The following is a 15350-nucleotide window of genomic DNA, read 5'->3' as shown; positions in this document are numbered from 1 at the left end:
CTCGGCGAGAGCCGGTCGGGCGGGCGTGGTGGGCTCGATAGCATCAAGCACCGGCCGGGACGGGGGACCGTCGCGAGCCCCTGCGCCGCGAACGCCAGCAGGCACCCCGTCCGCCGGTCAACGCAGCCGGAGGTGCCCAATGAGTGCGGAGGCCACGAACCCTGCCGACCCCGCCCCTGCAACGCCCGGGGCCCACCGAAGGAAGAGCCGCGCCCGGCTCGACCTGCGCCGGCTGGGCCGGGCCGCACTGCTCGGCCCCGCCACCCGCGACCGGCTGCCCGACGCGATCGGCCACGTCGTCGAGGCCCACCGCGCCCACCACCCCGACGCCGACCTCGAACCGCTGCGCCGTGCCTACCTGTTGGCCGAGTCCTCGCACCGGGGACAGATGCGCAAGAGCGGCGAGCCGTACATCACACACCCCCTCGCCGTGACCCTGATCCTGGCCGAACTGGGCGCCGAGACCACGACCTTGACGGCCTCCCTCCTCCACGACACCGTCGAGGACACCGATGTGACGCTCGAACAGGTGCGCGAGCAGTTCGGCGAGGAGGTGCGCTATCTCGTCGACGGCGTCACCAAACTGGAGAAGGTCGACTACGGCGCCGCCGCCGAGCCGGAGACCTTCCGCAAGATGCTCGTCGCCGCCGGCAACGACGTCCGCGTGATGTCGATCAAACTCGCCGACCGGCTGCACAACATGCGCACCCTCGGCGTGATGCGCCGGGAGAAACAGGAACGCATCGCGCGGGTCACCCGGGACGTGCTGATCCCGCTCGCCGAACGCCTCGGTGTCCAGGCGCTCAAGACCGAACTGGAGGACCTCGTCTTCGCGGTTCTGCACCCTGAGGAGTACGAGCACACCAGGGAACTCATCGCCGAGAACGCGGCGCACGGCGACGATCCGCTCGCCGAGACGGCCGACCAGGTGCGCACGGTGCTGCGCGAGGCCGGGATCCCGGCCGAAGTGCTCATCCGGCCACGGCACTTCGTCTCCGTCCACCGCGTCTCCCGCAAGCGGGGCCGGCTGCGCGGAGCGGACTTCGGTCGCCTGCTGGTGCTCGTGAACGAGGACGCCGACTGCTACGCGGTCCTCGGCGAACTGCACACCTGCCTGACCCCGGTGGTCTCGGAGTTCAAGGACTTCATCGCCGTCCCCAAGTTCAACCTGTACCAGTCGCTGCACACCGCGGTCGCGCGGGAGGACGGCGAGGTCGCCGAAGTCCTCATCCGCACCCACCAGATGCACAAGGTGGCCGAGGCCGGAGTGATCGCGCTCGGCAACCCCTACGCCCCCGCCTCCGACGCCCCGGCCGACGGTGAGCGCGAGGACCCCACCCGGCCGGGCTGGCTCTCCCGGCTGCTCCAGTGGCAGCAGGCGGCGCCGGACACCGACACGTTCTGGTCGTCGCTGCGCGAGGACCTCGCCCAGGACCGGGAGATCACCGTGTTCCGCCCCGACGGGGGCACACTGGGGCTTCCGGAGGGCGCCAGTTGCGTGGACGCGGCGTACGCGCAGTACGGGGAGGACGCGCACGCCTGTATCGGAGCCCGGGTCAACGGCCGGCTGGCGACGCTGAGCACGGTCCTGAAGGACGGCGACACCGTGCAGCTCCTCATGGGCCAGGACCCGGCCTCGGAGCCGTCCCGGGAGTGGCTGGAGCACGCGCACACGCCCGCCGCGCGGATCGCGATCCAGCGATGGCTGGCGGCGCATCCGGTGCCCGCCGAGCCATCGGGTGGCGTGTCGGCGCCGGGCGCACGGGACTCGCTGGACGGCGCCGGCGCGCACGCCGGCGACCTCGGGACCGCCGCCCGCCCACCCGCGCTGCCGGCGCGCCCCTCCACGGACGCACCCGGCGCGCGCGCCGCCAACGCCGTCGTGGACCTGCCCGGGGCCTCCGTGCGCCTCGCGGGCTGCTGCACGCCCGTGCCACCGGACGAGGTCACCGGCTTCGCCGTGCGCGGGGGCGTGGTGACCGTGCACCGCGTCGAGTGCGCCGGGGTGGAGCGCATGAAGAGCGCCGGGCGCGAGGAGGTCGGCGTGCGCTGGGGGGACACCACCGAGTGCCGGGTCACGCTCGTCGCGGAGTCCTTCGGCCGCCCGCACCTGCTGGCGGACCTCACCGAGGCCATCGCCCTGGAAGGCGTCGCCATCGTCTCGGCCACGGTCGAACCCCCGAGCCAGCAGCGCGTACGCCACACGTACACACTCCAGCTCCCGGACGCGTCCCATCTTCCGGCCCTGATGCGAGCGATGCGGAACGTGCCGGGCGTGTACGACGTCAGCAGAGCCCAGCATCCGGCGACAACCGCGCACTGACGCTGCCACAGGGGCCGCCTGTCCGACCGACCGGCATCGCCCCGTACTGCCCGTCGGCCGTGGCCCCCGTACCGCCCGTCGGCCGTCGCCCCCGTACGAACCGCCGGCCGTGCCCCCTCGTGCAGCCGCCCCTCGGCGTCTCCGTACGGCCACCGCCCGGCCTCTGCGCGTACGGCCGCCGCCGCACCCCACCAGGCGGCTCCGCCCGGTCGGCCCTCTCGGCGTCTCCGTACGGCCACCGCCCGGCCTCTGCGCGTACGGCCGCCGCCGCACCCCACCAGGCGGCCCCGCCCGGTCAGCCCTCCCCGGGCTGAACCCGTTCGGGTGGGACCGATGCGCGTCGGACACGTCCGGGGGGTGCGCGCTGATAGCGGTGGTCCATGCCGCTCAGCCTTCGTTCCGTCACGCCACGTGTCCGCCGTGCCCAGGCGGCCCTGCTCGCCTGTGCCGTCTCCGGCTGTCTGATCGCCGCGAGCGCCCCCTCGCCCGCCGTCCCCCTCGGCATCGGCGACCGGCTCTACCCGACGCTCGGCAACCCCGGATACGACGTCCGGTCGTACGACCTCTCCTTCACCTACACCGGCGACAACAGCAAGCCGCTCGCCGCCGTCACCACCATCGACGCCCGCACCACCCAGCGGCTGGAGCGCGTCAACCTCGACTTCGCGCACGGCACGGTCGAGTCCGTCGACGTCAACGGCGCGCCCGCGGACTTCACCGAAGCGGGGGAGGACCTGGTGATCACGCCGGCCGCCCCGCTCCCCGCGGGCAGCCTGCTGCGCATCACCGTGCGGCACACCAGCGACCCCGTCTCCGACAAGGACCGGCAGGGCGGCTGGGTGCGCACCGACGACGGGCTCGCCATGGCCAACCAGGCCGACGTCGCCCACCTGGTCTTCCCGTGCAACGACCACCCCTCCGACAAGGCGATGTTCACCATCCACGTGACCACGCCGGACGACTACACGGCCGTGGCGAACGGTGTGCCGGTGAGCACCCGGCGCAGCGGAAGGACGACCACCTGGACCTACCGCACCCAGCACCCCATGGCCACGGAACTCACCCAGGTGTCCATCGGCCGCACCGCCGTCCTGCACCGCCAGGGACCCCACGGCCTTCCGGTCCGCGACGTGGTCCCGGCCAAGGACCAGGCACAGCTCGAACCCTGGCTGGAGAAGACACCCGACCAGATCGCGTGGCTGGAGAAGAAGGTCGGCCCGTACCCGTTCGAGACCTACGGGCTGTTGATCACCCAGGCCAGGACCGGCTTCGAACTCGAGACGCAGACGCTGTCGCTCTTCGAGGAACACGTGTTCACCGAGCACGCCTACCCCACGTGGTACGTCGAGTCGATCATGGTGCACGAGCTGTCCCACCAGTGGTTCGGTGACAGCGTCAGCCCGCGCACCTGGTCCGACGTGTGGCTCAACGAGGGACACGCCACCTGGTACGAGGCCCTGTACGCGGACGAGACGGGGCACCAGTCCCTGGAAGCGCGCATGAAGGCGGCATACGCCCTCTCCGACGGGTGGCGCGCCTCGGGCGGCCCGCCCGCCGAGCCCAAGCTCCCGGAGCCCGGCCGGAAGATCAGTCTCTTCCGGCCCAGTGTCTACGACGGAGCCGCCCTGATGCTGTACGCCCTGCGCCAGAAGATCGGCGCCCCCGCCTTCCAGCGCCTGGAGCGGGCCTGGGTGGCCCTGCACCACGACTCCACGGCGAGCACGGCCGACTTCGAACGACTGGCCTCCGACACCGCCGGACGCGACCTGGGCCCCTTCTTCAGGGACTGGCTCCACGGCGAGAAGACCCCGCCGATGCCGGGCCACCCGGACTGGAAGAGCGACCCCGTCGACAGCGCCAAAGGCACCGAACAAGTCGGATGACGGGACGGGCCGTGCCGTGGGACCATCATCAGGTCGGCGGCGCGGCCCAGTGGGGCGGGTGACCGGGAATCTCCCGGGGCACTCGAGCGTTGTCACCGGTGACGAGTTCTGTGACCGGCCCGCAGGGCCGGCACCCCGTCATCGCAACCGGATTCCCATCGACGTAAGGACCCAATGACCTCCTCTTCTTCCCCTTCCCAGGACACCAAGCGCCTCGCGCACGCCTACCCCGAAGGTCTTCGGGCCGATGCCCTGATGGAAGAGGACGTCGCCTGGAGCCACGAGATCGACGGAGAGCGGGACGGCGACCAGTTCGACCGCTCCGAGCGTGCGGCGCTGCGCCGTGTCGCGGGCCTGTCCACCGAGCTCGAGGACGTCACCGAGGTCGAGTACCGGCAGCTGCGCCTGGAGCGCGTGGTGCTCGTCGGGGTGTGGACGTCGGGGACCGTGCAGGACGCGGAGAACTCCCTCGCCGAGCTGGCCGCCCTGGCGGAGACCGCGGGCGCACTCGTGCTCGACGGTGTGATCCAGCGCCGTGACACGCCCGACGCGGCCACTTACATCGGCTCCGGCAAGGCGGCCGAGCTGCGCGACATCGTCCTCGAGACGGGCGCCGACACCGTCATCTGCGACGGTGAGCTGAGCCCGGCCCAGCTGATCCACCTCGAGGACGTCGTCAAGGTCAAGGTCATCGACCGTACGGCCCTGATCCTGGACATCTTCGCCCAGCACGCGAAGTCCCGCGAGGGCAAGGCGCAGGTCGCGCTCGCGCAGATGCAGTACATGCTGCCCAGGCTGCGCGGCTGGGGTCAGTCGCTGTCCCGGCAGATGGGCGGTGGCAGCGGCGGCCTGGCGACCCGTGGCCCCGGTGAGACCAAGATCGAGACGGACCGGCGGCGGATCCGCGAGAAGATGGCGAAGATGCGCCGGGAGATCGCGGAGATGAAGACCGGCCGCGAGATCAAGCGCCAGGAGCGCAGGCGCCACAAGGTGCCCTCGGTCGCCATCGCGGGCTACACCAACGCCGGCAAGTCCTCCCTGCTCAACCGCCTCACCGGTGCCGGCGTCCTGGTCGAGAACGCGCTGTTCGCGACCCTCGACCCGACCGTGCGCCGGGCCCAGACCCCGAGCGGGCGGCTGTACACGCTGGCGGACACCGTCGGCTTCGTACGGCACCTGCCGCACCACCTGGTCGAGGCGTTCCGCTCCACGATGGAGGAGGTCGGCGACTCCGACCTGATCCTGCACGTGGTCGACGGTTCGCACCCGAACCCGGAGGAGCAGCTGGCCGCCGTGCGTGAGGTGATCACGGACGTCGGCGCCACCGACGTACCCGAGATCGTCGTGATCAACAAGGCGGACGCGGCGGACCCGCTGGTGCTCCAGCGGCTGCTGCGGATCGAGAAGCGCGCCATCGCGGTCTCGGCCCGCACCGGCCAGGGCATCGAGGAACTGCTCGCGCTGATCGACAACGAGCTGCCGAGGCCGTCGGTGGAGATCGAGGCCCTGGTGCCCTACACCCACGGCCGGCTGGTCGCGCGCGCCCACTCCGAGGGCGAGGTGATCTCCGAGGAGCACACCCCGGAGGGCACCGTGCTCAAGGCTCGGGTGCACGAGGAACTGGCGGCGGAGCTGGCGCCGTACGTGCCGGCTTCCGCGCTCTGATCCCACGGCTTCCACGGCGCAACGGTTCGAAGCCCGCTCCCTGCGACAGGGAGCGGGCTTCGCTGTTCACGGGCGTTCGGGGACGAATGACGGCGAGGCGGGCCGCGTCACTGGTTCGCGAACTTCCTACTGACCCCCTCGTAGACGCCCTTGGCCACCGCGCCCAGTCGCGGCCCGGCCAGCCAGCCCGATGTCACCGGGCCGATCGAGGTGTTGGAGACCAGGGCGGGCTTGCCGTCCGCGCCCGTCTCCACCCAGCCGCCGCCGGACGCACCACCCGTCATGGTGCAGCCGATGCGGTACATCGTCGGGTCCGTCCGCCCGAGCGACAGCCGGCCCGGCTTGTCCTGGCACCGGTACAGGGTCTGGCCGTCGTACGGAGGCGCGGCCGGATAGCCGGTCGCGGTGATGCCGTCGACCTTCGGAACGGCCGGTGCGTCGAAGTTCACCGGGAGGGCCGAACCGACGGTCTCCTCCAGGGACTTGCCGCCGTTGCCCTGCTCCGGCGTCACATGGATGACGGCGAAGTCGTACGACGCGCCCTGGCCGCCCGTCTCGCCACCCTGCTCGATCCACTGCGGGGAGGTCTGTGCCCAGTCACCCCACCAGACCCCGTACGGGGCGACCTCCTGCCGCGTCGCGTTCTTCAACTCGGCCGCACTTTTACCGGAGTTGTTGTACGACGGCACGAAGGCGATGTTGCGGTACCAGCCGCCGTCCCTGCCCGCGTGCACGCAGTGGCCCGCCGTCCATACCAGGTTGGACTTGCCAGGGTGGGCCGGGTCCTCCACCACGGTTCCCGAACAGACCATCGTGCCCTTGGGGGAGTCGAAGAACACCTTGCCCGCCGTGGGCGCGTTGTCGTGGTACGCGGCCGGTACCGCCTGCGCCTTCACCGGTGCCGGAGTCGGGTCCGTGACGCCCTGGTCGCCCGAGAGGTCGTTCGGGTCCACCTTCTTGGCCGGGTCATTGGCCTTGCGCATCCGGTCCGGGTTCCACAGACCCTTGATGATCGGGTTGATGAAATCGTCGGCCTCGCGCAGCCAGTCGTTCCTGTTCCAGTTCTTCCAGGCGCCGTTCTTCCACTTGTCGATGTCGATCCCGTGCTGCTTGAGCTTCTGCTTGATGTCGTCCGGGATCTTGATCTTGCCGTCGCCGACGGAGGGCGCGGAGGGCGCGGAGGCGCTCGCCCCCGCGTGGGTGGCGCCGCCGCCGCCCGAGTCGCACGCGGTCGCGGTCAGCGCAAGCGCCGTGGCGAGACCGACCGCCGCCGGCACGGGGGAGGTTCTGCGGCGGGCACCGCCTTCCGAGCGGACGGCGAAGAGCGGTCGTATCGGTCGCATGCTGGAACTCCCCCTGGAAGGAACGGTGTCGGGCAGTGGGTACCGCCTGGGAGGACGGTACCCAAAGGATGATCATCCACTTCCGCTGAACGGCATCACACACTATGCGCTCGCTGTGCGGGAGTTCCCACGGAACGGCAACGGTTCCGTCACGGCGGCGATCAGCGCAATGATCTTCCGCCCGCCCGCTTCCCCGCGCCGCCCGGGTCGTTGGTAGGTGCGGGGGCCTGCCGTCCCGGCTCGAGCCCCGGCCATCGCCTCTGAACAGCGGGAGGAACTGACGTCGTGACCGTGACGGAGACTGCGATGGTGCCGGTGGAGGACGCGTCGGAAGGGCGCGCGGGAGCCGAGAACAGGCGTGCGGGGGCCTGCGAAACCGAGCGTGTGCGCGGGGTGCACGAAGGCATTCTGCGGCGGCAGTCGGCGCGCGAGTCCGCGGCCCGGACCTACGCGCGTGCCCTGCCGATCGTGCCCGTGCGGGCGCGGGGGCTCACCATCGAGGGCGCCGACGGGCGCCGCTACCTGGACTGCCTCTCCGGCGCGGGCACGCTTGCCCTCGGCCACAACCACCCGGTGGTCCTGGAGGCGATCCGGAAGGTCCTCGACTCCGGTGCCCCGCTGCACGTCCTGGACCTGGCCACGCCCGTGAAGGACGCCTTCACCACGGAGCTGTTCCGTACCCTGCCGCCCGCCCTCGCCGACCGCGCGCGTGTGCAGTTCTGCGGACCGGCCGGGACGGACGCCGTCGAGGCGGCACTGAAACTGGTGCGTACGGCCACCGGGCGGCGGGGCATCCTGGCCTTCACCGGCGCCTACCACGGCATGACCGCGGGGGCGCTCGAGGCGTCCGGCGGCGCGAGCGAAGTCCGCGTCACCCGGCTGCCGTTCCCCCAGGACTACCGCTGCCCGTTCGGGGTCGGCGGCGAGCGCGGCGCCGAACTCTCCGCCCGCTGGACGGAGTCCCTCCTCGACGACACCAAGTCAGGGGTGCCGCTGCCCGCCGGGATGATCCTCGAACCGGTCCAGGGCGAGGGCGGGGTGCACCCGGCGCCGGACGCGTGGCTGCGCCGTATGCGGCGGATCACCGAGGCCCGGGCCATCCCGCTGATCGCGGACGAGGTACAGACGGGCGTGGGCCGCACCGGACGCTTCTGGGCGGTCGAACACAGCGGTGTGGTGCCCGATGTGATGGTGCTGTCCAAGGCGATCGGCGGCAGCCTGCCGCTCGCTGTCGTCGTCTACCGCGACGACCTCGACGTGTGGAAGCCCGGCGCCCACGCCGGCACGTTCCGCGGCAACCAGCTCGCCATGGCGGCCGGCACCGCGACGCTCGCCTATGTCCGCGAGAACCGCCTCGCCGAGCGCGCGGCGACGCTCGGCGCCCGCATGCTGGACCGACTCCGCCGTCTCGCCGCCGAGTTCCCATGCGTCGGGGACGTACGCGGCCGGGGGCTGATGATCGGCATCGAGCTGGTGAACCCCGAGTCCGCATCCGATCCGGCGCCTCCGGACTCCCCGGCCTCCCCGCTCGGGGGCACCGGGCCGCGCCTCGCCGCACCCGCGCTGGCCGCCGCCGTGCAGCGGGAGTGCCTGCGGCGCGGCCTGATCGTCGAGCTGGGCGGGCGGCACGCGAGCGTGATCCGCCTGCTGCCGCCGCTGACGATCAGCGACGAGCAGACGGACGCCGTCCTGGACCGGCTCGCGGACGCGGTGGCCGCGGTGGCCGGAGGGCCGATGGCCCATCCCTGAGCCCGCCCCGCGGCCCTGCCCACCGGCGTGGGCACGAGGACCGCCGGCGGCCCCGGCACGACCTTCGTCGACCCCGTACGACCTTCCCCGGCGCCCGGGGACACCGGACCCGCACCCGCACCGCCCGGCCCGACGCCGCAGGAGCCGGAACGACCTCAGAGGTACGCCCTTGAACCCCACCACCGCACACGACGACGGCCGCCCCGCCCCAGCGCCGGGCACCACCGGCCACGCGCAGGCCGCCGTGCCCGCCCCGGGGCCCGGCAGGCTGCCCTCGCAGCAGGCGACGTCACCGGAGGCCGACGAGCCGCACGGCACCGCCGCCGATCCTCTGGACCACCCCGACCCGCACACGGCGGCCCAGGCCGCGACCGTGGAGAACCTACTGCGCTGCTGGGTCCGCGAGAACGACCTGACCGCCCCCGCCGACGGCACCCTGCGCATCCCGCTCCTCAGCAGCGGTACGGCCCTCCTGGTCCCGATCCGCTACTGGTCCCCGACCGGCTGGCACCGCTTCGGTCCGGCCCGCCTGGCCGGCGCCCCGGAGCAGGCCCCGCCCGTGGACGCGGTGACGGTGGCGGCACTGCTGGCACGGGAGACGGCGGGGGTCGTATCCGCCCCGGCCCCGGAACCGGGCATCGTGCCGCACCACGTCACCGACCTGCTGGCCCGCGTCGCCGACTCCGCACGCCGCACCACCACCTTCCTCACCGACCGCCGCGAGCGCCCCGCGGACGAAGCGGACCTCTTCCTCTCCGCCGAACAGGCCCTGCTGCTCGGACATCCGCTGCACCCCACGGCCAAGAGCCGCGAGGGCCTTTCCGACACCGAGTCCCGGCTCTACTCACCCGAGCTGCGCGGCTCCTTCCCCCTGCACTGGTTCGCGGTCGCGCCCTCGGTGCGCGCGGCCGACTCGGCATGGACGGAGGGCGGCCGGCCCGTGCCCGCCGACCGGCTCACCGAGCGGCTCGCCGGCCCGGACCTCCCGCTGCCCGCCGGCTTCACCGCACTGCCGCTGCACCCCTGGCAGGCGCGCGAGATCCGGCACCGCACCGAGGCAGCCGCCCTGCTGGACGCCGGACTGCTCCGCGACCTCGGCCCGCACGGTGCGCGCTGGCGTCCCACCTCCTCCGTCCGCACCGTCCATCGCTCGCTCGTGCCCGCGATGCTCAAGCTGTCGCTCGGCCTGCGCATCACCAACTCCCGGCGGGAGAACCTCCGCAAGGAACTCCACCGGGGCGTCGAGGTGCACCGCCTGCTGCGCGGCGGCCTCGGCAGGCAGTGGCGCGCGGCGCACCCCGGCTTCGACATCGTCCGCGACCCGGCGTGGGTCGCCGTCGACGACCAGGGCGGAAACCCCGTGGCCGGACTCGACGTGGTGATCCGCCACAACCCCTTCGGCCCGACGGACGACGCCTCCTGTGTCGCCGGACTCCTCTCGCCCAGGCCTCGCCCGCATCCCGACGGACAACAGGGCCCCGCCATGCGCTCCCGGCTCGCCGAGATCGTCACCCGCCTCGCCGGGCGCACCGGCCGCTCGCGCGGGGCCGTCGCCACCGAGTGGTTTCTGCGCTACCTCCACCACATGGTGCGCCCGGTGCTCTGGCTGGACAGCGAGGCCGGCATCGCCCTGGAGGCACACCAGCAGAACACCGTGCTCCTGCTGGACGCCGAGGGCTGGCCCGCGGGCGGACGCTACCGCGACAACCAGGGCTACTACTTCCGCGCGTCCCGCCGCGCCGAACTCGACGCACGGCTGCCGGGAATCGGCGAGCACAGCGACACGTTCGTCCCCGACGAGGTCACCGACGAACGCTTCGCCTACTACCTAGGCATCAACAACGTGCTCGGTCTCATTGGAGCCTTCGGCGCCCAGCACCTGGCCGACGAGCGGCTGTTGCTCGCCGCCTTCCGTCGTTTCCTCGCCGAGGCCGCGACCGGTCCCGACCGGCTGCGCACACCTCTGCCGGCCCGTCTGCTCGACTCACCCGTCCTGCGGTGCAAGGCGAATCTGCTGACCCGGCTGCACGGCCTGGACGAACTCGTCGGCCCGGTCGACACCCAGTCCGTCTACGTCACCATCACCAACCCCCTTCATCCCTGACCCGGCCCTCACCAACCGCCTTGATCCCCGAGGAACATGACCCGTCCCGCCTTCTGAGAGGAGCGTCGCCGTGCCTCCCACCGACGCGAGCACCGACATCGGAACCGGCACCGACACCGCCACCGGCACCGGTCCCGACTTCGGCCCCGACTGCGAGGAAACCCTCGACCTTCGGCTGCCCAGCGAGTTCCTGGCGCTCCGGGTCCAGGAGCAGCCGGACATGCCGGCCCTCCCGCCGGACGACGACCTCCTCGACCACGTCGCCGACTGGGGCGCCACCGCCACCCCCGTCGGTGTCTTCCACCTCGTGCCGGTCCAACTCGGCCGCGATCTCCCGCTGATCGCACGCTGGATGAACGACCCCGCCGTGGCGGTCTTCTGGGAACTCGCCGGAGACGCCTCGGTCGCCGAGCGGCACCTGCGCGCCCAACTCGCCGGTGACGGTCGCAGCGTGCCCTGCCTCGGCGTGCTCGACGGCACCCCCATGAGCTACTGGGAGATCTACCGCGCGGACCTCGACCCCCTGGCCCGTAACTACCCAGCTCGTCCACACGACACCGGAATCCACCTCCTCATCGGCGGTGTTGCCGACCGCGGGCGCGGCCTGGGCTCCGCACTGCTCCGTTCCGTCGCCGACCTCGTCCTCGACCGGCGCCCTTCCTGCACTCGCGTCGTCGCCGAACCCGACCTGCGCAACACCCCCTCCGTCGCCGCGTTCCTGAACGCCGGCTTCCGGTTCTCCGCCGAGGTCGACCTGCCCGACAAGCGGGCCGCCCTGATGGTCCGAGACCGGGCCCTGCGTCACCTACTGTAGCGGCTTGCAGGCAATGTTGTCACTCTCTGTGACGAGACTGGTCCGGCATCAGTTCCCCCATCGACGAGGTCGCACCCTCGATTCGGTGTCGACGCACCCCCCGCACCACTCGTGAGCCCCCCGTGCGCCGAGGGATGGAGCCCCCGTTTGTCAGTGCCGCACCGTAGGGTGGTCGCGCTATGACAAAGCCCTCACTCCCCGAACTCCTCCACGCAGCCGTCACAGCCGTCGGCGGCACGGAGCGCCCCGGCCAGGTGGCCATGGCCCAGGCCGTCGCGGAGGCGATCGACGACGGCTCCCATCTGCTGGTCCAGGCCGGCACCGGCACCGGAAAGTCGCTGGGCTATCTGGTGCCGACGCTCGCGCACGGGGAGCGTGTGGTGGTGGCGACCGCCACGCTGGCGCTGCAGCGGCAGCTCGTCGAGCGGGACCTGCCGCGCACCGTGGAGGCGCTGCACCCCCTGCTTCACCGCCGCCCGGAGTTCGCCATGCTCAAGGGCAGGTCGAACTACCTGTGCCTGCACCGTCTGCACGAGGGCGTGCCGCAGGACGAGGAGGACGGCCTCTTCGACCAGTTCGAGGCCGCCGCGCCCACCAGCAAGCTGGGCCAGGACCTGCTGCGGCTGCGCGACTGGTCCCAGGAGACGGAGAGCGGCGACCGCGACGACCTCACCCCCGGCGTCTCCGACCGAGCCTGGGCCCAGGTGTCGGTGTCGTCCCGGGAGTGCCTGGGCGCCTCGAAGTGCGCGTACGGCGCCGAGTGCTTCGCCGAGACGGCCCGTGAGCGGGCCAAGCTCGCCGAGGTCGTCGTCACCAACCACGCACTGCTCGCGATCGACGCCATCGAGGGTGCCCCGGTCCTCCCGCAGCACGAGGTGCTGATCGTCGACGAGGCCCACGAGCTGGTCTCCCGGGTCACCGGGGTCGCCACCGGCGAACTCACCCCCGGACAGGTCAACCGTGCGGTGCGCCGCGCGGCGAAACTCGTCAACGAGAAGGCCGCCGATCAGCTCCAGACGGCAGCCGAGGGCTTCGAACGGCTGATGGAGCTGGCCCTGCCGGGCCGTCTGGAGGAGATCCCGGAGGACCTCGCCTACGCGCTCATGGCGCTGCGCGACGCCTGTCGCACGGTGATCTCCGCGATCGGCGCGACCCGCGACAAGTCGGTCCAGGACGAGGACGCGGTCCGCAAGCAGGCGCTGGCCTCCGTGGAGAGCGTGCACGATGTGGCGGAGCGGATCACCAACGGCTCCGAGTGGGACGTCGTCTGGTACGAGCGCCACGACCGCTTCGGAGCGTCCCTGCGGGTCGCCCCCATGTCGGTGTCGGGACTGCTGAGGGAGAAGCTGTTCGCGGACCGCTCGGTCGTCCTCACCTCCGCGACGCTGAAGCTGGGCGGCGACTTCAACGGCGTCGGGGCGTCCCTGGGCCTCGCCCCCGAGGGCACGGAGGGCGACGACGTGCCGAAGTGGAAGGGCGTGGATGTCGGCTCCCCGTTCGACTATCCGAAGCAGGGCATCCTGTATGTCGCGAAGCATCTGTCACGCCCCGCCCGGGACGGCGACCGCGCGGACATGCTGGACGAGCTGACGGAGCTGATCCAGGCGGCCGGCGGCCGGACCCTGGGCCTGTTCTCATCGATGCGGGCCGCCCAGCTCGCCGCGGAGGAACTGCGCACCCGCATCCCCGAATTCCCGATCCTCCTCCAGGGCGAGGAGACCCTCGGCGAACTGATCAAGAACTTCGCGGCCGACCCGAAGACCTGCCTCTTCGGCACGCTGTCGCTCTGGCAGGGCGTCGACGTCCCCGGGCCCAGCTGCCAGCTGGTCGTCATGGACAAGATCCCCTTCCCGCGCCCCGACGACCCGCTGATGAGCGCCCGCCAGAAGGCCGTGGAGGAGGCAGGGGGCAACGGCTTCATGGCCGTTGCGGCCACGCACGCCGCCCTGCTGATGGCACAGGGCGCCGGCCGGCTCGTACGGGCGTCCGGGGACAGAGGCGTGGTCGCCGTACTGGACCAGCGGCTCGCCACGGCCCGCTACGGCGGCTATCTGAAGGCGTCGCTGCCCGACTTCTGGTACACGACGGACCGCAACCAGGTCCGGAAGTCCCTGGCGGCGATCGACGCCGCGGCGAAGGCCCAGGGAGCGTAGTCCTGCTCGCGCGCGTCACCGCGCCGGCGGGCGGTCCAGGCCGGGCGCTGAAGCGGTGACAGCGTGCACCTGCGAACACAGCGGACAGCATGGGGCCCCGGAACCGGCGCAGGGGTCCCGGGGCCCGGATCGGGGGCGGGCGTCCGTGCGCCCGCAGCGGAGGGTCAGACCCGCCGCAGTACCGCCACCACCTTGCCGAGGATCGTCGCCTCGTCGCCGGGGATCGGCTGGTACGCGGAGTTGTGCGGCAGCAGCCAGACATGGCCGTCCTCGCGCTTGAAGCGCTTCACGGTCGCCTCGCCGTCGAGCATCGCGGCGACGATGTCACCGTTCTCGGCGACGGGCTGGCGGCGGACGGTGACCCAGTCGCCGTCACAGATCGCGGCCTCGATCATGGAGTCGCCGACGACCTTCAGGACGAACAGCTCACCGTCGCCGACGAGCTGCCTCGGGAGCGGGAAGACGTCCTCGACCGACTCCTCGGCGAGGATGGGCCCACCGGCGGCAATCCGGCCGACCAGGGGGACGTACGACGCGGCGGGCTTGCCCGCGGTGTCGGTCGGCTGCACGGAAGACGCCTGGTCGGAGCCGCGCACCTCGTACGCGCGCGGACGGTGCGGGTCACGGCGCAGGAAACCCTTGCGCTCCAGTGCCATCAGCTGGTGTGCGACCGAGGAGGTGCTGGAGAGGCCGACGGCCTGGCCGATCTCCCGCATCGACGGCGGGTAGCCGCGCCGCTGCACGGAGTCCCGGATGACCTCGATCACCCGGCGCTGCCGCTCGGTCAGCCCGGAGCTGTCCGCCCGGATGCCTGGAGGTCGGCCGGGCAGGGACCTCTTGGGCCCCTCGGGGTTCGTGGCTTCGTTCATGGCATGCACCGGCTCGAGTCGGCCCTGGGGGCGGTCCTGGGCAGTGATGGTGGCACTGTCTGCGGTGGTGGTCACGTCGTCGGCCCCTCTCGATGGTCTCCCGTGCAGCACAACGGTAGTTGCTTTCGAAAGGTTGCGCCAAACACACGTTCGAGTGAAAAACCGAGAATTGCCTGACGTGATCAGGTCTCGGGGTGTATGGCCGATGCCCCTCCCTGAGGCTCCCGCACGTGAAGCCGGGAGCGGGCGAGGTGAAAGCATTCACTGCTGTACTCTTCACCGCCGGGGCGATGGCCTTGTGGGCCGCCGCGGACGCCGCCCAGTCTGCCATCCGACGCGCCGTGGGCCGCGTAACGGCCCCGCTTCTCCATGTGGCGTCCACCGTATCCGCGCATGGCCCGATTGGGTATGGCCGTGCGGCACCTCCCTTCCCGTCCTTGACGCGCG

At 72.0% G+C, this 15350-nt stretch carries 9 protein-coding genes; 7 read left to right on the top strand and 2 right to left on the bottom strand.

The genetic code is table 11. The features are described from left to right. The first annotated feature begins 139 nt into the window (after positions 1–139). The 3 genes from ACFYZJ_RS02745 (at position 140) to hflX (ending at position 5871) form a co-directional block, all read left to right on the top strand. On the top strand, positions 140–2323 hold the full coding sequence (locus ACFYZJ_RS02745) for a RelA/SpoT family protein (RefSeq protein WP_388562065.1): 2184 nt from the start codon (positions 140–142) through the stop codon (positions 2321–2323). A gap of 380 nt (positions 2324–2703) precedes the next feature. Further along, a complete protein-coding gene (locus ACFYZJ_RS02740; RefSeq protein ID WP_388562063.1) occupies positions 2704–4206 on the top strand; it encodes a M1 family metallopeptidase in 1503 nt (500 codons plus the stop codon). A 174-nt stretch (positions 4207–4380) separates the two neighbouring features. Further along, the gene (gene hflX, locus ACFYZJ_RS02735) at positions 4381–5871 is read left to right on the top strand and encodes a GTPase HflX (protein WP_388562061.1); all 1491 of its coding nucleotides are present in this window, start codon (positions 4381–4383) and stop codon (positions 5869–5871) included. A 107-nt stretch (positions 5872–5978) separates the two neighbouring features. Here hflX and ACFYZJ_RS02730 read toward each other — a convergent pair whose 3' ends face one another. Next, positions 5979–7214: a trypsin-like serine peptidase gene (locus ACFYZJ_RS02730; RefSeq protein WP_388562059.1), complete on the bottom strand. Its 1236-nt coding sequence runs from the start codon at positions 7212–7214 to the stop codon at positions 5979–5981. A gap of 306 nt (positions 7215–7520) precedes the next feature. Here ACFYZJ_RS02730 and ACFYZJ_RS02725 point away from each other — a divergent pair, with 306 nt between their 5' ends. The 4 genes from ACFYZJ_RS02725 (at position 7521) to ACFYZJ_RS02710 (ending at position 14034) form a co-directional block, all read left to right on the top strand. Continuing rightward, entirely contained in the window at positions 7521–8963 is a 1443-nt protein-coding gene (locus ACFYZJ_RS02725) for a diaminobutyrate--2-oxoglutarate transaminase family protein (protein WP_388562216.1), read from the top strand. Between the two features lie 169 nt (positions 8964–9132). Continuing rightward, positions 9133–11067, top strand: a complete 1935-nt coding sequence (locus ACFYZJ_RS02720) for an IucA/IucC family protein (RefSeq protein ID WP_388562057.1) — start codon at positions 9133–9135, stop codon at positions 11065–11067. Positions 11068–11137: 70 nt separating this feature from the next. Then, positions 11138–11881, top strand: coding sequence for a GNAT family N-acetyltransferase (locus ACFYZJ_RS02715; RefSeq protein ID WP_388562055.1), 744 nt, complete (start codon positions 11138–11140; stop codon positions 11879–11881). A 179-nt stretch (positions 11882–12060) separates the two neighbouring features. Continuing rightward, on the top strand, positions 12061–14034 hold the full coding sequence (locus ACFYZJ_RS02710) for an ATP-dependent DNA helicase (protein WP_388562053.1): 1974 nt from the start codon (positions 12061–12063) through the stop codon (positions 14032–14034). A 164-nt stretch (positions 14035–14198) separates the two neighbouring features. On the opposite strand, the gene lexA is transcribed toward ACFYZJ_RS02710, so the two are convergent. Then, positions 14199–14978, bottom strand: coding sequence for a transcriptional repressor LexA (gene lexA, locus ACFYZJ_RS02705; RefSeq protein ID WP_388562051.1), 780 nt, complete (start codon positions 14976–14978; stop codon positions 14199–14201). Positions 14979–15350: the final 372 nt, after the last annotated feature.

The organism is Streptomyces sp. NPDC001848, from assembly GCF_042891915.1.
Taxonomy (GTDB): domain Bacteria; phylum Actinomycetota; class Actinomycetes; order Streptomycetales; family Streptomycetaceae; genus Streptomyces.
The sequence above is the reverse complement of the archived record's forward strand: the minus strand, read 5'-3'. Positions and strand labels throughout refer to the sequence as shown.